At 69.0% G+C, this 17,534-nt stretch carries 17 protein-coding genes and 2 pseudogenes; 14 read left to right on the top strand and 5 right to left on the bottom strand.

Going from position 1 to position 17,534, the window contains the following annotated elements; all coding sequences use genetic code 11:
• Nucleotides 1-25 precede the first annotated feature (25 nt).
• Nucleotides 26-520 (bottom strand): MarR family transcriptional regulator, encoded by a 495-nt coding sequence (locus tag FHR84_RS21140; RefSeq protein ID WP_179537332.1) that lies wholly within the window; start codon nucleotides 518-520, stop codon nucleotides 26-28.
• Between the two features lie 164 nt (nucleotides 521-684).
• Here FHR84_RS21140 and wrbA point away from each other — a divergent pair, with 164 nt between their 5' ends.
• The 3 genes from wrbA (at nucleotide 685) to FHR84_RS21125 (ending at nucleotide 3,041) form a co-directional block, all read left to right on the top strand.
• Nucleotides 685-1,299: an NAD(P)H:quinone oxidoreductase gene (gene wrbA, locus FHR84_RS21135; protein WP_179537298.1), complete on the top strand. Its 615-nt coding sequence runs from the start codon at nucleotides 685-687 to the stop codon at nucleotides 1,297-1,299.
• A gap of 159 nt (nucleotides 1,300-1,458) precedes the next feature.
• On the top strand, nucleotides 1,459-2,427 hold the full coding sequence (locus tag FHR84_RS21130) for a ring-cleaving dioxygenase (RefSeq protein WP_179537297.1): 969 nt from the start codon (nucleotides 1,459-1,461) through the stop codon (nucleotides 2,425-2,427).
• Complete coding sequence (locus tag FHR84_RS21125; RefSeq protein WP_179537296.1) at nucleotides 2,424-3,041, top strand: alpha/beta hydrolase; 618 nt, start codon at nucleotides 2,424-2,426, stop codon at nucleotides 3,039-3,041. Before FHR84_RS21130 ends, FHR84_RS21125 begins: the two co-directional genes overlap by 4 nt.
• A gap of 32 nt (nucleotides 3,042-3,073) precedes the next feature.
• Here the strand turns inward: FHR84_RS21125 and FHR84_RS21120 are convergent, their stop codons facing one another.
• Nucleotides 3,074-4,279: a hypothetical protein gene (locus FHR84_RS21120; protein ID WP_179537295.1), complete on the bottom strand. Its 1,206-nt coding sequence runs from the start codon at nucleotides 4,277-4,279 to the stop codon at nucleotides 3,074-3,076.
• 315 nt (nucleotides 4,280-4,594) lie between these two features.
• Here FHR84_RS21120 and cysC point away from each other — a divergent pair, with 315 nt between their 5' ends.
• The 3 genes from cysC (at nucleotide 4,595) to FHR84_RS21105 (ending at nucleotide 7,455) form a co-directional block, all read left to right on the top strand.
• Nucleotides 4,595-5,203, top strand: a complete 609-nt coding sequence (gene cysC, locus FHR84_RS21115; RefSeq protein ID WP_179537294.1) for an adenylyl-sulfate kinase — start codon at nucleotides 4,595-4,597, stop codon at nucleotides 5,201-5,203.
• A gap of 633 nt (nucleotides 5,204-5,836) precedes the next feature.
• Complete coding sequence (locus tag FHR84_RS21110; RefSeq protein ID WP_179537293.1) at nucleotides 5,837-6,658, top strand: CoA-transferase; 822 nt, start codon at nucleotides 5,837-5,839, stop codon at nucleotides 6,656-6,658.
• A complete protein-coding gene (locus tag FHR84_RS21105) occupies nucleotides 6,655-7,455 on the top strand; it encodes a CoA-transferase subunit beta (RefSeq protein ID WP_179537292.1) in 801 nt (266 codons plus the stop codon). Before FHR84_RS21110 ends, FHR84_RS21105 begins: the two co-directional genes overlap by 4 nt.
• Before the next feature lie 28 nt (nucleotides 7,456-7,483).
• On the opposite strand, the pseudogene FHR84_RS21100 reads toward FHR84_RS21105, so the two are convergent.
• Nucleotides 7,484-8,734: pseudogene (locus FHR84_RS21100) on the bottom strand (RNA-guided endonuclease InsQ/TnpB family protein); the annotation flags it as partial.
• 119 nt (nucleotides 8,735-8,853) lie between these two features.
• On the opposite strand from FHR84_RS21100, the gene FHR84_RS21095 reads away from it, so the two are divergent.
• The 8 genes and pseudogenes from FHR84_RS21095 (at nucleotide 8,854) to FHR84_RS21065 (ending at nucleotide 15,615) form a co-directional block, all read left to right on the top strand.
• Entirely contained in the window at nucleotides 8,854-10,035 is a 1,182-nt protein-coding gene (locus FHR84_RS21095; RefSeq protein ID WP_179537290.1) for an acetyl-CoA C-acyltransferase, read from the top strand.
• Nucleotides 10,036-10,176: 141 nt separating this feature from the next.
• Nucleotides 10,177-10,932, top strand: a complete 756-nt coding sequence (gene pcaH / locus FHR84_RS21090) for a protocatechuate 3,4-dioxygenase subunit beta (protein WP_179537289.1) — start codon at nucleotides 10,177-10,179, stop codon at nucleotides 10,930-10,932.
• Nucleotides 10,922-11,497 carry a protocatechuate 3,4-dioxygenase subunit alpha gene (gene pcaG / locus FHR84_RS21085; RefSeq protein ID WP_179537288.1) on the top strand — a complete coding sequence of 192 codons (576 nt, stop codon included), beginning with the start codon at nucleotides 10,922-10,924 and terminating at the stop codon, nucleotides 11,495-11,497. The genes pcaH and pcaG overlap by 11 nt, the downstream gene beginning before the upstream one ends.
• A 127-nt stretch (nucleotides 11,498-11,624) precedes the next feature.
• The gene (gene pcaB, locus FHR84_RS21080; RefSeq protein ID WP_179537287.1) at nucleotides 11,625-12,971 is read left to right on the top strand and encodes a 3-carboxy-cis,cis-muconate cycloisomerase; all 1,347 of its coding nucleotides are present in this window, start codon (nucleotides 11,625-11,627) and stop codon (nucleotides 12,969-12,971) included.
• A complete protein-coding gene (gene pcaDC, locus FHR84_RS21075) occupies nucleotides 12,955-14,145 on the top strand; it encodes a bifunctional 3-oxoadipate enol-lactonase/4-carboxymuconolactone decarboxylase PcaDC (RefSeq protein WP_179537286.1) in 1,191 nt (396 codons plus the stop codon). The genes pcaB and pcaDC overlap by 17 nt, the downstream gene beginning before the upstream one ends.
• A gap of 21 nt (nucleotides 14,146-14,166) precedes the next feature.
• Complete coding sequence (locus FHR84_RS21070; RefSeq protein ID WP_179537331.1) at nucleotides 14,167-14,967, top strand: IclR family transcriptional regulator; 801 nt, start codon at nucleotides 14,167-14,169, stop codon at nucleotides 14,965-14,967.
• A gap of 137 nt (nucleotides 14,968-15,104) precedes the next feature.
• Nucleotides 15,105-15,326, top strand: a pseudogene (locus tag FHR84_RS23560) (Scr1 family TA system antitoxin-like transcriptional regulator); the annotation flags it as partial.
• Nucleotides 15,327-15,381: 55 nt separating this feature from the next.
• Nucleotides 15,382-15,615: a DUF397 domain-containing protein gene (locus tag FHR84_RS21065; RefSeq protein ID WP_179537285.1), complete on the top strand. Its 234-nt coding sequence runs from the start codon at nucleotides 15,382-15,384 to the stop codon at nucleotides 15,613-15,615.
• A gap of 105 nt (nucleotides 15,616-15,720) precedes the next feature.
• Here the strand turns inward: FHR84_RS21065 and FHR84_RS21060 are convergent, their stop codons facing one another.
• Both FHR84_RS21060 and FHR84_RS21055 read right to left on the bottom strand, forming a co-directional pair.
• On the bottom strand, nucleotides 15,721-16,695 hold the full coding sequence (locus FHR84_RS21060; protein ID WP_179537284.1) for an NAD-dependent epimerase/dehydratase family protein: 975 nt from the start codon (nucleotides 16,693-16,695) through the stop codon (nucleotides 15,721-15,723).
• Between the two features lie 108 nt (nucleotides 16,696-16,803).
• Nucleotides 16,804-17,367 carry a TetR/AcrR family transcriptional regulator gene (locus FHR84_RS21055; protein WP_218863578.1) on the bottom strand — a complete coding sequence of 188 codons (564 nt, stop codon included), beginning with the start codon at nucleotides 17,365-17,367 and terminating at the stop codon, nucleotides 16,804-16,806.
• Between the last annotated feature and the right edge of the window lie 167 nt (nucleotides 17,368-17,534).

The raw sequence follows: 17,534 nt of genomic DNA, 5'->3' as shown, positions 1-17,534 counted from the left end.
GGTGGGGGGGATGCGGCGCGGGGGTTCACGCGTCCGCGTTGGCGGCGCGCAGCGTGCGCATCGCGTTGGCCAGTTGTTCCGAGTTCTCCGGCCCGAGGGGATCGAGAACGGTACGACGCAGGATCTCGGCGCAGGCGTGCTTGGCCTCCTCGGCCGTCGTGCGCCCGTGTTCGGTCAGCACGACGTAGGTGACCCGGCGGTCGGTGTCGCACGGTTCCCGCCGGATCAGGCCGGCCGAGACCAACCTGTCGGCCACCTTGGTGAACCCTCCGCTGCTCAGCGCCGCCTCCTTGGCCAGCTTGGTCATGGGCATGCGGCATTCCGGTGAGCGCACGAGCCTTACGAGGATGTCGAAGGCACCCGGAGTGAGTTCGAATCGTTCGGCGATCTCGGACATGAGTCTTTCCTGGGTGGTGTGGTAGCCCTCGATCACGAGTCCCCACCAGGTGACGATCTCGTCGTCGTCGGTGTCCTTGTCGGTCGCCGCCGGGGGTGCGGGGGCGATGTCCTCGGTTCCCACCTGGCCGCCTTTCTCCTCGTGTTTGTTTCGCTTCACGCAGTCTAACTCCCACCGTAATAACTCTTGCAAAGAAAACTCTTGCTAGCGAGAAGTTTTATGGTAGTCTTCTGTTGCAAGAGGAAGCGGGTCGATCGGTTCGACCCCGAAACACGGGAGCTGTCCAGATGAGCACACCGGTGAAGCTCACGGTCGTCTACTACTCGGCCACGGGAACCATCGCCGAGATCGCCAACGCGCTGGTCTCCGAAGCGGAGGCGGCGGGTGCCGAGGTCCGGCTGCGTCGTGTCGCCGAACTGGCCCCGGACTCAGCCGTCGACTCCAATCCGGCATGGCGCGCCAACCTCGAGGCCACCCGTTCGGTCGCCGAGGTGACCGCGGACGATCTCGTCTGGGCCGACGCGGTGATCTTCGGTACTCCGACCAGGTACGGCAACGTCGCCGCGCAGCTGAAGCAGTTCATCGACTCGCTGGGACCGCAATGGCAGCAGGGGCTGCTCGCCGACAAGGTCTACAGCGGTTTCACCTCGACCGCGAGCAAGCACGGTGGGCAGGAGTCCACGCTCCTGGCGCTGTACAACAGCGTGCACCACTTCGGCGGGATCCTGGTGGCCCCCGGGTACACGGACGGTTCGAAGTTCGTCGACGGAAATCCGTACGGGACCAGCCACGTCGACGGACAGGGGGAGCTCAAGGTGGACGCCGAGACCCGGCAGGCCGCTTCGGTGCAGGCGCGCCGCGTCGTCGACGTCGCTCGCGCGCTGCGTGACGGTGCGGCCTGAGGCGCTCCCGCCCGAGCACGTCCGGCTCCCGCGTCCGGGTGGCGAGCACTCCGGAGGGGCGAGGTGCTCCACGCGGGTCGGTCGTCGGGTGAGCGGTGCAGCCGCTTTCCGTCACCCACGACAGCCCGAACGGACAACACACCAGTCAGGAGGTCGAGTATGACCATCTCCACCAGCGGACTGCACCACGTGACCGCGATAGCGGGTGATCCGCAGCGCAACGCTGACTTCTACCTGCGCACTCTCGGTCTGCGGATGGTCAAGACCACCGTCAACTTCGACGACCCGGGCACCTACCACCTCTACTACGGTGACGAGGCGGGGCGCCCCGGCACGCTGATGACCTTCTTCCCCTTCCACGGCGCCCCTCCGGGCAAGCACGGGAACGGACAGGCGACGGCGACCGCATTCTCGGTGCCGGAGCAGTCCATCGGCTGGTGGCAACGGCATCTGAACGAGGCCGGGGTCGAGGCGAGCCGGGTGCAGAACCGTGAGGGCGAGGACGTGCTGACCTTCCACGACCCCGACGGGCTCGTCCTGTCGCTCGTGGCGCATCCCCAGCCGGACCCGCGGGATCCCTGGGACAACGGTGCAGTACCCGCCGAGCACGGCATTCGCGGGCTGCACTCGGTCACTCTCTCGGTGGACAGCGAGGAGGCCACGGCCGAGATGCTCGGTGGCATGGGGCTCACGCTGTCCGGCCAGGAGGGCAACCGGCTGCGCTTCGCCGCCGGAGCCGGCGGACCGGGCGCGTTCGTGGACGTCGTCGTACGTCCGGGTGCCGAGCGGGGACTGGTGGCTTCGGGCACCGTGCACCACGTCGCGTGGCGCGCCCCGGACGAGTCCACCCAGGCCGCCTGGCGGAGCGAACTCGTGGACAGCGGGGTGTCGGTGACCTCCGTGCTGGATCGGCAGTACTTCCGCTCCGTCTATTTCCGCGAGCCGGGCGGAACGCTGCTGGAGATCGCGACCGACGAGCCGGGGTTCACCGCGGACGAACCGCTGCTCGAACTGGGACGGGCGCTCAAACTCCCGCCGTGGTTGGAGCCGAACAGGGAACAGATCGAGGCGACCCTGCCGCGGCTCGACTTGCCGAGCGAGAACAACCCGGAAAGGCTGGCTTCATGACCTCGAACGGGCTTTTCCTGCGCCACGGTTTCGCCGAGGGGGAGCCCGGTTCCCCGGTGTTGCTGCTGTTGCACGGCACCGGCGGTGGCCCCGAGGACATCGCCGTGCTCGGTCAGCGGATCGCCCCCTCGGCGACCCTGCTCGCCCCTGCGGGGCCGGTTTCCGAGAACGGAGCGGCCCGGTGGTTCCGCAGGCACGCCGAGGGAGTGTTCGACGAGGCCGACGTGCGCGAACGCACCGAGGAACTGGCCGAGTTCGTCCGACGGGCGCGCGAGCACTACGGGCTCACCGACCGCAGGATCGTCGCCGCCGGTTTCTCCAACGGAGCCAACATCGCGGCGGCGATGACCCTGTTGCGGCCGGACGTGCTCAGTGAGGCCGTTCTGTTCGCGGCCATGCTGCCGGTCGGCGATCCGCCGTGGCACGAGCTCACGGGCAGCAGGGTGTGGATGTCCAACGGGGAACGGGACCCGATGGCACCGTTGCCCGCGGTGGATCGGTTGACCGGGACGCTCCGGGAGCGCGGCGCCGAGGTGACCGCACATCGCCACCGGGGTGGGCACGAGATCACCGGTGAAGCGTTGGAGCGGGCCGCGGCCTGGCTGAACACCTGAACGACCTTCCCGCGGGACGCGCTCCCGAGAGGTCACCGCGTCGAACGGGATCGCGCTTCCCGCAGCGTTCGCCTGCCCCCGCGGTAGAGTTCCAGGGCCTTCCGGGAGGCCGGATGCTGCTCGCAGAGGTGCACCAGGCTCTGCCTGACTCCGGTGGGTGCCGGATCCCGTGGGTCCGGCTCCGGTTCCAGCACGCGGACGGGCGGATCGCTGATCAACTCCGCCAGCAGCTCGACGGCCACCTCGGTCGTTTCCTCCGGGTCGGCGGCGTCCGGGTGGGACAGCGGGGCGGTGGAGCTTTCCCCGGGGCGCAGCTCCGCCAGATCGCCGATCACGTGGTAGCCGCTCTCGGCCAGTTCGGAGATCATCCGTTCGGACTGTTCACCGATCCACTGCCGGTGTTCGGCGGGGACCTCGAGGGGGGTCCGCGGTTTCCTGCCGCCGAGGATGCCGCCCGCTATGCGGGTTTTGACCGTCTCGTCGTGCTCGGACCAGGGGATGCGCTCGTTCAACCGCTGGTTGAGCTTTCTGATGACTTCGGTCTCGGCCACGCCGAGCGACCGGTTGGGCCGACGCACCGCGGTGTCGAACGCTTCCGGCTGGACACCGATGAGTTCCGCGAAACGGTTCCAGACCGTGGTCGGATCACCGCCCCTGGGGGGAACGGTGATCACGTGCACCCGTTCCGCGGGAACGTCGGCGGCCCACTTGTCCAGGATCGCGGCCGTGTCCTGGCGCGGCCAGAACAACTCGCTGAGCGGGTTCGTCTCCTCGGTCGTTCCTCGGATGCCCCCGACGAACTCCTCGAAGGACAGCGTGTGGCGGTTCTTGACGTCCTCCTGCCACACGGCCGGGAGCTGGCGCAGCAGGTCCCGCGCCGTGCACACCAGGTGCACCTCCGCGGAGGACAGGTCGTTCATCGCCCGTTCGATCTGTTCCGGGGTGGCGGTGCAGAACAGCTCGTGGGAGATCACCACGGTCCCCGGCCACTCGGCCGCCTCCGCCACGAGACGACTCCACGCGTGCGGCACGTTCTCGTCGAACCAGTCCGACTGGAACTGTTTGTGCTGCAGATCCAAGGCCGCGTGGAAATGCGCGTCGGGACGGCTTCCCGGATACAACACTCCCGCACGGCGGAGGTCCGTTCGGTTGTTCCAGAGGACTTCCTGTAAGTACGTCGTCCCGGTTTTGGGCGAGCCGAGGTGGATGTAGACCCGTTCGGGACCTGCAGGGTTCATCGATTCTCCAGTCGGTGATGACTCGGGGGCACACGCTGAACGGAGTGCGACAGCCTAACAATCCCGCGGGCCACCCCGGGGAGGCGCTCACGGGGTGATCATCGGGAGCGCCGCGGAGGAAGGGACGGGCACTTCCGCGGGCGGGAACGAGCGGGAATGGTTTTCCCTCCTGAGGGGCTTAGAGGTCCCCTGAAAGGGTGACTCGGGGGGTCCGGTTTTCTGTACAGTAGCCACCACGTATGCGTACGGGTTGGGGCGTTTCGAGATGATCGCACCGCCAGTTCCACCTCAGTGTCGTACGGGAAGGAACCGACGATGGATTTCTCGGGAGCTACGCTCTGGTTGACCGGCTTACCCGGGGCGGGCAAGTCCACCATCGCCGAAGCGGTGGGGGAGAGCCTTCGGGGGCGGGGCGCGCGAGTGGAGATCCTCGACGGGGATCGCTTGCGCACCAACCTGTCGGCCGATCTCGGATTCAGCGCGGCGGATCGGGCGGAGCACGTCCGCCGTACGGGGTTCGTGGCCAGGTTGCTGGCCACGAACGGGGTCACCGTTCTCGTGCCCGTGATAGCGCCTTACTCGGAGGTGCGTTCCGGTGTGCGCGAACAGCACGAGGCGCACGGGTGCCCCTACTTCGAGGTTCATGTGGCGACTCCTGCGGCGGAGTGCATGCGCCGTGATCCCAAGGGGCTCTACCGGCGTGCCGCGGCAGGGGAGCTGTCCGGCCTCACCGGATACGACGCCGAGTACCAGGAGCCCGGCGAGCCCGATCTGCGGTTGGACACCACCACCACCGACATAGCCACGGCGCGGGACGCCGTGCTGGGAATGTTGACGCGTGCGGTGGCCTCGTCCGCGCACCTGTCCTTCACGGAAGGTGACGAGGAGGTCCTCGACGGGGGCAAGCGGTTGTACCCGCTGTGATCGTCGTCGGGACCCGTTCTCCGGAGGCCCCCGATTCCGGAGCCGGGATCCGGAAGAGCGCGGAAGGTGCGCGGGAGCCTCCACGAGCAGGTGGAACGGGGTTTCGTTCTTTCCCGTTCCGGGGCTGAGAGAACACCTCGCGGCGCCGTCGCCCGGACACGCGGAGCTGGATCGCGGCTCTCGCGCGGGGAGCGCGTGTCCGTGGCGCTCGTCCCGCCCGCCGAGTCGTGCGGGTCGTCCGGGCGATGCGGCGGGCCTCCGCGGTGCCCGAAAGCGATCCGCCGACGGCGGACTTCGCCGGGCGGGGTCGGAAAGCGTCGACCCGCGAACGCTCCGATCCCGCCCTCCTCTGCCCGGCGGGGATCCCCGCCGGTGGTTCGACTCCTCCCGCAAGCCGGGTTGTATCGCTTCGTCCGGGGGACTCCCCGGGCACCGAGCGGTCCGGTGCTCCCCTCGTCGTGCGCGGTCCCCGCGGTGGTCGGGCCGTGGCGGAACGCGGGTCGTGCGGCGGTATTGACCGGAGGGGAACGCACGATTATGTTCGCATGAAGCACGTACGTTCTCTCAGCGAACAAGGTTGGCTGACGGCGATCCGTGCGGATTCTGTGCGAACACCGCGGAACGGAGTGGCCAGTGGCACGCATTCTGCAGCTCGACACGGCGGTGGCCGAGCTGGTCGACGACGGGGACACCGTCGCTCTGGAAGGATTCACACATCTCATTCCGGTCGCGGCGGGACACGAGATCATCCGGCAACGGACCAGGAATCTGACGCTGGTCAGGATGACCCCCGACGTGATCTACGATCAGCTGATCGGGGCCGGGTGCGCGGACAAGCTCGTCTTCTCCTGGGGCGGCAATCCAGGGGTTGGCTCGCTGCACCGGTTCAGGGACGCCGTGCAGCACTCCTGGCCCGTGCCGTTGGAGATCGAGGAGCACAGCCACGCCGGCATGGCCAATCGTTACGTGGCGGGGGCTTCCGGACTGCCGTTCGCGGTGCTGCGTGGCTACGCGGGCACCGATCTGCCGAACCACACCGACACGATCAGCACGGTCCGCTGTCCTTTCACGGGGGAGGAACTGGCCGCCGTCGCGGCCCTCAACCCGGACGTCGGCATCGTCCACGCCCAACGCGCGGACCGGGCGGGCAACGTGCAGCTCTGGGGCATCACGGGAGTGCAGAAGGAAACCGTGCTCGCCTCGGCGCGGTCGCTGGTGACCGTCGAGGAGGTGGTCGACGAACTGCCGGAACAGCCGGGGGCCGTGGTCCTGCCAACCTGGGCTGTCACCGCGGTGGCCGAGGTCCCCGGAGGCGCGCATCCCTCCTACGCCCAGGGGTACTACGAGAGGGACAACGGCTACTACCAGGACTGGGACGCGATCGGCCGGGACCGGGAGCGGTTCCGGGAATGGTTGGACACCGAGATTCACGGCGCGGGGAGGAGCGCACGATGAGCAGTCCTCGATCCGATTCCGCAACCGGGGGCGAGTTCACCTCGGACGAGATGATGACCGTGGCCGCCGCCCGCTCGCTGCGTGACGAGGCGGTGTGTTTCGTCGGGATCGGCCTGCCGAGCACGGCGGCCAACCTCGCGCGTCGCACCCACGCTCCGGGACTGGTGCTGATCTACGAGTCCGGTACTCTCGGTGCCGAACCGGAACGGTTGCCGCTGTCCATCGGGGACGGTGTCCTCGCGGAGACCGCTGACTCCGTGGTCGGTGTTCCCGAGATCTTCAACTACTGGTTGCAGCCGGGCAGGGTCGACGTCGGTTTTCTCGGCGGTGCTCAGGTGGACCGTTACGGCAACATCAACACCACCGTCATCGGGGAGGACTACCACGACCCGAAGGTCCGTCTTCCCGGTGCGGGAGGCGCGCCGGAGATCGCCACTTCCTGCGGTGAGGTGCTCATCGTGATGCGGCACAACCCGAAGGCGTTCGTCTCCGCGGTGGACTTCGTCACCTCGGTGGGATACGGCAGGGACGGCCGTGCGCGCGAACAGCTGGGACTGCCGGGCAAGGGGCCGGTACGGGTGATCACCGACCTCGGTGTGCTGGAACCGGACCTCGCGACCGGGGAGCTGGTCCTGAGCCGGGTCGCTCCCGAGGTCGAGGTGGAACAGGTACGTGCTGCCACCGGCTGGCCGCTGCGCACCGCTGACGAGGTGGGAACGCAGGAACCGCCCACCGAGCGGGAACTGACGGTCCTGCGGGAACTGAAGGCAACCCTCGGGAACGGAGAGTCGTCTTGACTTCTTCCCCTGCCTGGGGGCGGGGGATTCCCATCGGGCTCGCACCCGATGCTTCCTGCTTCGTTGCCGACTGCTGAAGGGAGGACCCTTGCAGGCTGACATCGGCTCCACAGGCTTCGCCCGGCTACGGCCCGGCTACCGCTCGACCAGCGGCAAGGATGTTCTTCGCGGCGTTGTGGTCCCGGTCGTGCCGGGTGCCGCAGTCGGGACACGTCCACGCCCGGGTGGAAAGACTCAACTTCTCCAGCAGGTATCCACACGCGGAGCAGGTCTTGCTGGACGGGTACCAGCGGTCGACCACCGCGAGGGTCGTGCCCGCGCGGCTGGTCTTGTACTCCAGCTGACGCCGGAACTCGCCCAACGCGGCGTCCAGCACGGCGCGGTTGAGCCCGGCCTTGGCCTTGACGTTGCGGCCGGGCTGCTGCTCGGTGCCGCGTGCGCTATTGGTCATGTCGGACACGTTGAGGTCTTCAATCGCGATCGTGTCGGCCCGGTGCACGAGGTTCGTGGTGGTGCGGTGCAGGAAATCCTGCCGGGCGTGGCGAACCTTGCGGTGCGCCCGTGCCACCTTCTTCTTGGCTTTGCGCCGGTTCGCGGAGCCGCGCTGTTTGCGGGCCATTTGACGCTGGTAGCGGGCCAGGTTGCGGGCTTTGCGGTCCAGGTGGCGCGGGTTGGCGATGGTCTCGCCGGTGGACAGGGTAGCGAAGTCCTTCACTCCGAGGTCGACGCCGATAGTCTCGCCCGTGCGTGGAGCGGGTTCGGGCTCGTCGGTGTCCACGACGAAGGTCACGTACCAGCGCCCGTCCGGCTCGCGGGCGACGACCACCATCGTCGGGGTCAACGACTCCAGCAGGTCGGCTTCCCAGGACCACACGAACTCCAGCGGCGCCGTCTGCTTGGCCAGCGTCAGCTTCCCGTCGCGGAGCTTGAACGCGGAGCGCGTGTAGTGCGCCGACTGGCCTCCGTTGCGGGACTTGAAACGCGGATACTTCGCCCGTCCGGCGAAGAAGCTCGCGTAAGCGGTGTGCTGGTGCCGCAGCGTTTGTTGCAGCGGCACGCTGGAGACCTCGGACAAAAACGCCAGATCATCGGTGCGTTTCCACGCCGCCAGCTGCGCGTCGGTCTCTTTGTACGAGGTTATGCGGCCTTCGGTGTGGTAGCGGCGGTGCCGCGCATCGAGGGTCTTGTTCCACACCAGGCGCACGCACCCGAACGTGCGGCCCAGCTGGGCCGCCTGCTCGGGGGTCGGGTAAGCCCGAACCTTGTACGCCGTCCGCATGCTGATCATTTTACACGACAGTCGATCACGAGTAAGTCCGGAGCGTGGGCACCCAACAACACTCGGGATCGGCTTCCTCCCCGGCGTGAGCGCCGGGGCTTCCGCCGATAGGAGAACAGGTGAGCAACGAGGTATACGTACTCGACGCGGTACGCACCCCGGTGGGGCGTTACGGCAAGGGGCTCGCCGAGGTCCGTCCAGACGACCTCGCCGCGCACACCGTCAGGGCACTGCTGGACAGGAGCCCCGAACTGGATCCGGCCCGGGTGTGCGACGTGCTGTTCGGCGACGCCAACGGGGCGGGCGAGGACAATCGCAACGTGGCGCGGATGGCCGCGCTGCTGGCAGGACTTCCCACCGGTGTCCCGGGGGCCACGGTCAACCGGTTGTGCGGCTCGGGGCTGGAAGCCGTCATCGAGGCGAGCAGGTTCGTGCAGACCGGTGACGGGGACGTGGTGCTGGCCGGCGGAGTCGAGTCGATGAGCCGCGCTCCGTGGGTGCTGCAGAAGCCGGAACGCGCTTACCCGCGGGGACACGAAACGCTGCACTCCACGACGCTGGGGTGGCGCATGGTCAATCCCGAGATGCCGCCGGAGTGGACCATCTCCCTGGGGGAGAGCGCGGAGGTCCTGGCGGATCGTTACGGGATCACCCGCGCGGATCAGGACGCGTTCGCCGCGCGCAGTCACGAGCGGGCCGCTGCCGCCTGGCGTGACGGTCTCTTCGCCGACGAGGTGGTGCCGGTTCCGGGGACCGAGCTCACCGAGGACGAAGGGGTCAGAACGGATTCCTCGCCGGACAAGCTCGGCAAGCTCAAGCCGGTCTTCCGCTCGGGGGGAACGGTCACCGCGGGCAATTCCTCCCCGATGAACGACGGTGCCGCCGCCGTGCTGCTCGGCAGCGAGCGGGGAGCCGAGCAGGCCGGTGCCGAACCGCTGGCACGGGTCGTCAGCAGGGGGGTCGCGGCCGTGGACCCCGACGTCTTCGGCATCGGACCGGTGGAGGCCGCGCGCACCGCGCTGGAGCGGGCCGGGATCGGATGGGGTGATCTGAGCGCGGTCGAGCTCAACGAGGCGTTCGCGGCGCAGTCGTTGGCCTGCCTGGCGGAGTGGCCCGAGCTCGATCCGGAGATCGTCAATCAGCGGGGAGGCGCGATCGCCATCGGCCACCCGCTCGGAGCCTCGGGGGCGCGCATCCTCACCACGCTGGCGCATCAGCTGCGCCGTAGCGGGGGTGGTTGGGGGCTCGCCGCGATCTGCATCGGGGTCGGTCAGGGCCTTGCCGTCGTGCTGCGCGCGTGACCGGTGCTCTCTGTCGTGTTGACGGCCGGGGCGGAAGTTCCGGCGCTGGGAGCGCCGGAAGGAAACCCCCGGCCCAACCGGCAACCCGAGCGGAAAACCTCAACGAGGAACGGGAAAACCCTATAGACGTCGGGAGTGAGCATGTCCACTGACTCGATCGAGGGGCAGGCCGACCGGCTGCTCCTGCCCAGCTACGCGCGTGATGACTCCAGCCATCCGGCGCTGGACACCCCCGAGTACAGGTCCACGTCGCTGCGTCACCCGAGTGAACCGCTTCAACGTTTACCGCAGAACCTCACCGAGGTCACCGGACCGGTGCTCGGCCACGAGCGGGTGTCCGAAACCGACCACGACCTGACGATCCAGCACGAAGGCGAGCCGCTGGGCGAGCGGATAGTTGTCAGTGGGCGGGTGCTCGACTCGGACGGCAAACCCGTGCCGGACACGCTGGTCGAGGCCTGGCAGGCCAACGCCGCGGGCCGGTACCGGCACGCGGGCGACCGGCACCCGGCCCCGTTGGATCCGAACTTCTCCGGTGTCGGGCGTTGCATGACCGATGAGCACGGTCGCTACCGGTTCGTCACGATCAAGCCCGGTGCCTACCCGTGGCGGAACCACGACAACGCCTGGCGCCCGGCGCACATTCATTTCTCGCTGTTCGGGCGCGCCTTCACGCAGCGGCTGATCACCCAGATGTATTTTCCCGGGGATCCGTTGTTCCATCAGGACCCGATCTTCAACTCGGTGCGCGACCCGAAGGCGCGCGAGCGGATGATCTGCGAGTTCGATCTGGACAGCACGATCCCGGAATGGGCGCTGTCGTACCACTTCGACATCGTGCTGCGCGGTAGCAGGGCGACCCCGTTCGAGAACGAGGAGGACGACGATGACGACTGAGCACGGCGGTCCCGCGACCACGCCGTCCCAGACGGTGGGGCCCTTCTTCGCGCTGCCGGGTGGTTTGCCGTGGCCGGACGGTCCCGAAGTCGTCGGCCCGGACACGGAGGACGCCTTCCTGCTGCGGGGGCGCCTGCTCGACGGCGCCGGTGAACCGGTTCCGGACGGTCTGGTCGAGATGTGGCAGGCCGACGAGCACGGTCGTTTCGCCCACCCGGACGACCCGCGCGGTTCGAGCACCTCCGCGCGCGGTTTCGGGCGGTGCGCCACCGGATCGGACGGGGAGTTCTGGTTCCGCACGGTCCGGCCCGGTGCGCTTCCCACCCCGGAGGGGGAGTGGGAGGCCCCGCACATCGACGTGACCGTGCTGGCCCGCGGCTTGCTCGACCGGGTGGTGACCAGGATCTACTTCCCGGACGAGGAAGAGGCCAACGCCGCCGACCCCGTGCTGTCCACGGTGGACCAACAACGTCGCGGCACCCTGATCGCGGGCGTCGAGGACGGGGCCTTCCGCTTCGACATCAGGTTGCAGGGAACCGGCGAGACCGTCTTCTTCGCGGTATGACCGGTGTCTTCCGGTCGAGTCGGTCGCTCCCCGATGGCTCGGGGCACCGGCTCAGCGGCAGCGGAGGTTCCGCTCCGGCGGACCCACGACGACCCGAACAGCGAACATCAGTGAGGACGGGCACGGCTTGTTCACCCCAACGTTCGTCACCGAACGCTTCGCCGCGTGCACCGACCGCCGCGCGTGGCTGGCCGCCATGCTCGACTTCGAGGCCGCGCTGGCCCGCGCACAGGCCGACGTCGGAGTGCTCGACCCGGAAGTCGCCGAGCGGATCGCCCGCGAGTGCGTGGTGGACGGGTTCGACGCCGACTCGATCGCCGAACGCGCGGCCGCCTCGGCGACACCGGTCATTCCCCTGGTCGGCGATCTGACCGAACGGGTGCCGGAGGACGTGTCCGGTTGGGTGCACCGGGGGGCCACGAGCCAGGACGTCGTGGACACCGCCGCCATGCTGGTGGCTCGTGCGGCCCTGGACCTGCTGCTGGAGGAGCTGCACGGTGTGGCCGACGAGTGCGCGCGACTCACGCGGGAGCACCGGGACACCGTGATGACGGGCCGGAGCCTGTTGCAGCAGGCGCTGCCGACCACTTTCGGGAGGAAGACCGCGAGCTGGCTCGGCGGGGTGGTCGACGCGACCGAGTCGGTGTCGCGGTTGCGGCGGGAACGGCTCGCGGTCCAGTTCGGGGGCCCGGTGGGAACGCTGGCCACGCTGGGGACGGACGGAGTCCCGGTCGCGGCCGCGCTGGCCGAACGCCTGGGGCTGGCCGAGCCGGTGCTTCCCTGGCACACCGAACGTACGAGGACGGGGGAACTGGCCTCCGCCCTGGGCACCGTGGCCGGGACGCTCGGAAAGATCGCGCTGGACGTCAAGCTGGGTGCCCAGACCGAGTTGGGTGAGCTCTCCGAAGGGCGTTCCGGTGGTTCCTCGGCGATGCCGCACAAGCGGAATCCGGTCCGTGCCGTTCGCGTGACGGCCGTGGCGCGGCGGGTTCCCGGCCTGGTCGCCACGTTGCTCTCGGCCATGCCCCAGGAGCACGAGCGGGGTGCGGGGAACTGGCAGGCCGAGTGGGAACCGTTCACGGAGCTGCTGCGGCTCACGGGGTCCGCGGCTTCGCTGACCAGGGAGATGCTGGTCGATCTGCGGGTGAGCACCACGGCCATGCGCACCAACCTGGACGTCACCAAGGGGGCGTTGCTCGCCGAGCGCGTCTCCGCGGTCCTCGCGCCGGAGCTCGGTGCGCGGCGGGCCAAGGAACTGGTCACCGGGCTGGTGAGCAGGATCGGGGACGACGAGGGCGGGCTGCGTGCGGAGCTGCTCGACGATCCGACGGTGCGTTCGGTGCTGTCCGAGGAGGCCGTGCTGGAGGTGACCGACCCGGAGGGCTATCTGGGCTCCTCCGGGGAGTTCGTCGACCGTGCGCTGGAGGCGTACGCGCGTTGGAAGGAGACGAGTGCCGGTGATTCCGGACTATGAACTGACCGGTCCGCCGCATGCCCCGGTGTTGGTGCTGTCCAACTCGCTGGGCACGGACCGGACGATGTGGGACGCGCAGCTGCCCGCCCTGTCCGCGCGGTTCCGGGTGCTGCGTTACGACCAGCGTGGTCACGGAAAGACCCCGGCCACGTCCGGTCCCTACGACCTGGAGCTGCTCGGGCGTGACGTGCTCGATCTGCTGGATCACCTCGAGATCGGAAGAGCTCACTTCGCCGGTGTCTCGCTCGGGGGGATGACCGGCATGTGGTTGGCGTGCAACGCGCCGGAACGGATCGACCGGCTCGCCCTGCTGTGCACCTCCGCGGCCCTCGGGCCCGCGTCCGGTTGGCGGGAGCGTGCCGAGTTCGTGCGGACGAACGGCACCTCGGCGATGGTGCGGTCCACTCTGGAACGCTGGTTCACGCCCGAGTTGGCTTCCAGGCGGGACGTGTCCGCCAAGTACGGCGCCATGATCGCGGCCACCGACGACGAGGGCTACGCGGGGTGCTGCGAAGCCATCGCGACGATGGAGCTGGACGAGCGGCTGGCCGGGATCACCGCTCCCACGCTCGTGGTGGCGGGGTATGATGACCGGGCGACACCGCCCGAGCACGCCGAGCGCATCGCCGGGAGTGTCGCCGGTGCGCGCCTGGAGGTGCTGGAAAACGCCGCGCACCTGGCCAATGTGGAGCGGCCCGAGCAGGTCGATCGTCTGCTGGGCGAGCATTTCGCGGGTGAGGAACAGCGCATGTCCCTCGGTGCCGAGGAAGCCGCCGGTGACGGGTCGGCCCCGGGCAGGACCGGCACCGGAACGGCCGTTCGCAGGCAGGTGCTCGGCGACGCCCACGTCGATCGGACCAACGAGCGGACCACGGAGTTCACCGCGCCCTTCCAGGACTTCATCACCCGTTACGCTTGGGGCGAGCTCTGGGCCTCGGAGGAGATGGACCGGCCGACCCGCAGCTGCGTCACCCTCGCGATCCTGGCGGCGACCGGTAATCACGACGAGCTCGCGATGCACGTTCGAGCGGCTCGGCGCAACGGCGTGGCCGTGGAGACCATCAGGCAGGTGCTGATGCACGTGGCCGTCTACGCCGGTGTGCCCAAGGCCAACAGTGCCTTCGCGCTCGCCGACCGGATACTGTCCGAAGAGGACGAGCAGAGCGGTGCTTGAGATCCACGAGGGGGTGGCGTGATGGAGCCGGAGGCCGATTCCGGGGTGGGGCCGGTGCAGTCCTTGGCTCGTGGACTCATGGTGATCCGAGCCTTCGACGAGACGCGTCCGGAGATGACCCTCAGCGAGGTCGCCCGCACCACCGGTCTCTCCCGCGCCTCCACCCGTCGTTTTCTGCACACCCTCGTGCAGCTCGGCTACGTCTGGACCGACGGTCGGCTGTTCGCCCTGACCCCCAGGGTGCTCGAACTCGGTTTCTCCTACCTGTCCAGCCTGTCCCTGCCGGAGATCGCCCAGCCACATCTGGAGCGGTTGACCGCCCAGGTGCACGAGTCGGTGTCGGTGTCGGTGCTCGACGGGGACGAGATCGTCTACGTGGGGCGGGTGCCGACTTCGCGGATCATGACCGTGGCCATCAACATCGGCACCCGCTTCCCGGCCTATGCCACTTCGATGGGACGGGTGCTGTTGGCGAGCCTCGACGAGGCGGAGCTGGCGGAGTACCTGGACCGTGTTCGCCCGGAGCCGTTGGCCCCCCAGACCGTGACCAGCGCGGGGGAGCTGCGCCGTGAACTGGAGCGCATCCGGTCCCAGGGGTGGGCGATCGTCGACCAGGAACTGGAGGCGGGACTGCGTTCGGTGGCCGCCCCCATCCGGGACCGCTCCGACCGGGTGGTGGCTGCCGTGAACGTTTCCTCGCACGCCAGCAGGACCGGCCCCGAGCAGGCGCGCGAGGAGCTCCTTCCGCCGCTGTTGGAGACGGCGGCCAGGATCGAGGCCGATCTGCGGGTGGCCCCGCAGGCCGGGAGCAGCGCGCGGTGAGGCTCGCGGCCGGCAACCGGCCCCGGGCGAAGTCCGATCACGGGCCCTGAGCCCACATCAGACGTGTTTCTCCGGGATCGGCCGACCGGGAGTACCGAAATCATGCGGGCACGGTTCGAACATCTACTCGAACTGGCGTGCTGGTCCAATGTCGAGGTGCTGGTTCTCCCACGAGCGTTGGTAGACGCGACGGTTTGGAGGGACGGTTCACCGTGCTGGATTTCGACGCGGCTCAGTCGATCGGATATGTGGAGGTCCCGGACGGGGCGATCCATGTCCGGGATCAGGACCAGGTGACCGGTTACACCCGAAACGCCGAAGCACTGCGCTCTATCGCGCATTCACAGGAGGAATCGCTCGGAGTGATCAGGGCTCGCGCGGAGGCTCCGGTCCAAGTGGAGAGGCGCAGCAAGTGTGGCCACCGCCGATCACCGTTCGGAGTGGCGGAAGTCGAGTCACAGCAGCAATGGTTCGGATCGCGCCGAGGTGGCGTTGGGTGCCGCCACCGCGGCGGTGCGGGATTCCAAGGCCCCGGAGGGGCCGGCACTGCGGGTGGGAGCCGCGGAGTGGGAGAGGTTCCTGGCCGGAGTGAAGCGGCGCGCCCCCCGACTCCGGCGGCGCGGGCTGACCCGGAACGCTCCGCACTGACCGACCTCGCCGGAGACGGGGCCGGGCACGGTGCGGTGAGGCCCACGTTCGTGACGGGCGTGCTCACCGCGCTCGCGTCTCGGCGTGATCCGAGCTCTTTTCCGCTCAGGCGCTTTCCGCGGCCGACTGGGCGGCCAGGAAGTCGCGATACCAGTCGAGGGTGGCCCGCAGCCCGTCCACGAGTGGGGTGGGACGCCGGTCGAAGTGCCGCTCGAACGGTGCCGAGACCATGTTCTGCGGGACGAGGTGCTGGTAGAAGAGCTCGGCGTACTCGTTCATGAACCGCTCGTCGAACGGGCCCGCGGCGGTGGGCCGGTCGAGTACTCGTGCGGTGATCTCGCTTCCGGTGATCCGCTCGACGAGATCGTGGAGGTGTTCGGTGCTGACCGCGGGCACGGTGGGCAGGTGCCACACCCGGCCGGTGGCGGCCTCGTCGGTGGTGGTGCCGAGGTCGACGAGACCACGGGCGACGTCCGGCAGGTAGGAGTAGCTGTGCGGCAGCGTGATGTCGCCGAGCCCGAGCGCGGGCTCCCCGGTCAGCACGGCGGGGAAGAACGCCCCGCCGAGGGTGGAGTTCAGCACGCGAGGACCGTAGAAGTCGGCCGCACGGCCCAGCACGACGTTGGCGTGTCCGGCGTGATGCGCGTCCAGGTAGGACTGGTCCAGCGCGGCGCGCATCCGTCCCTTGCGGCTCGTCGCCGCCCAGGGGGTGTGCTCGGTGATGGCCGTGCCGTCCGCCTCGCCGTACGGGTAGAGCGTGTCGAGCACCACGAGCCGGGCGCCGCTCCGGCCCGCGGCGGCGAGCACCGCTCGGCCGATCTCCGGCAGCTGCTCGACCTGTAGGTGGTACGGCACGTTGACGGCGTGGTAGATCGCCGCGGCACCCGCGGTCGCGGAGACGGCCCGGTCGGCGGAGGAGATGTCGGCACGCACCGTCTCGACCCCGGCGGGGGCCTCCTCGAGCGGACTGCGGCTGACGTGGCGCACCCGGAGCCCGCGTGCGAGCAGTTCGTCCACGATGGTCTTTCCCGCCGGACCTGCGCCGAGCACGACGTGCGTTTCACCGGTGGTCGTGGTCATCAGTACTCCTTCAATTTCGTGAGTGACTGTTCATTCACTTTTGAGGGCAGGACAAGCGGTGCCCGTTCTCTCGGAGCCCTTCGACTGGGCGTGGAACCGTCGCGCGAGTCAGGAAGACGGACTGTGCCGGAAGCCCTCCGTGAGCGCGGCCGCCCAGTCGGTGGCGGTGTCGAACGCGTCGATCGCGGTCAGCAGGTGGCACAGCTGGCCGCGAGCGAGGAAGTTCTGAGCCTGGGCCGCGTCCGCTCCGGCCCTGGAAACGGCCAGCGAGGTGATCCTGCCGATGCCGTCGCGCACGGCCGAGGCCACTTCCGGGGTCTGGGTCGAGGCCAGTGCCTGCACCTGGAGCAGCAGCAGGTCGCGGTCGGCGATCAGCTCGGCGTACCGCGCCCCCATGCGGTCCAGGATCTCGGCGCTGTCCGGGCTTTCCGCCTGGTCGGCGGCCTCCTCGAGCGTGCCCACGATGCGGTCGTAGCAGTCCTCGATCGCGGCGACGAACAGGTCGACCTTGCGCGGGAAGAGCTTCATGACGTACGCCGAGGAGATGCCCGCGTGCTCGGCGACCCGGGTGACCGGGCTGGTGTCGTAGCCACGGCGAGCGAACACGGTCACCGCGCTGCGGATGACCGCGCGCCGACGCTCTCCGGCCGTCGCCCTCGAACCCGCCCTCATGGTGAGTGACTGTACATTCACTTCTGGGTGGGCGCAAGCGAGTCCGCCGGAGCTTTCCGCTCGGACGGATCTCTCCGCCCGGGCTCCCGGAGGACGCTCGCGCGGTGACGGGTAGGGCACGGAGGTGACGCGAACTCGGGACGGGGAGTGGGCCGGCTCGGAAACGC

The sequence above is a fragment of the Actinopolyspora biskrensis genome, from assembly GCF_013408175.1.
GTDB lineage: Bacteria > Actinomycetota > Actinomycetes > Mycobacteriales > Pseudonocardiaceae > Actinopolyspora > Actinopolyspora biskrensis.
The sequence above is the reverse complement of the archived record's forward strand: the minus strand, read 5'-3'. Positions and strand labels throughout refer to the sequence as shown.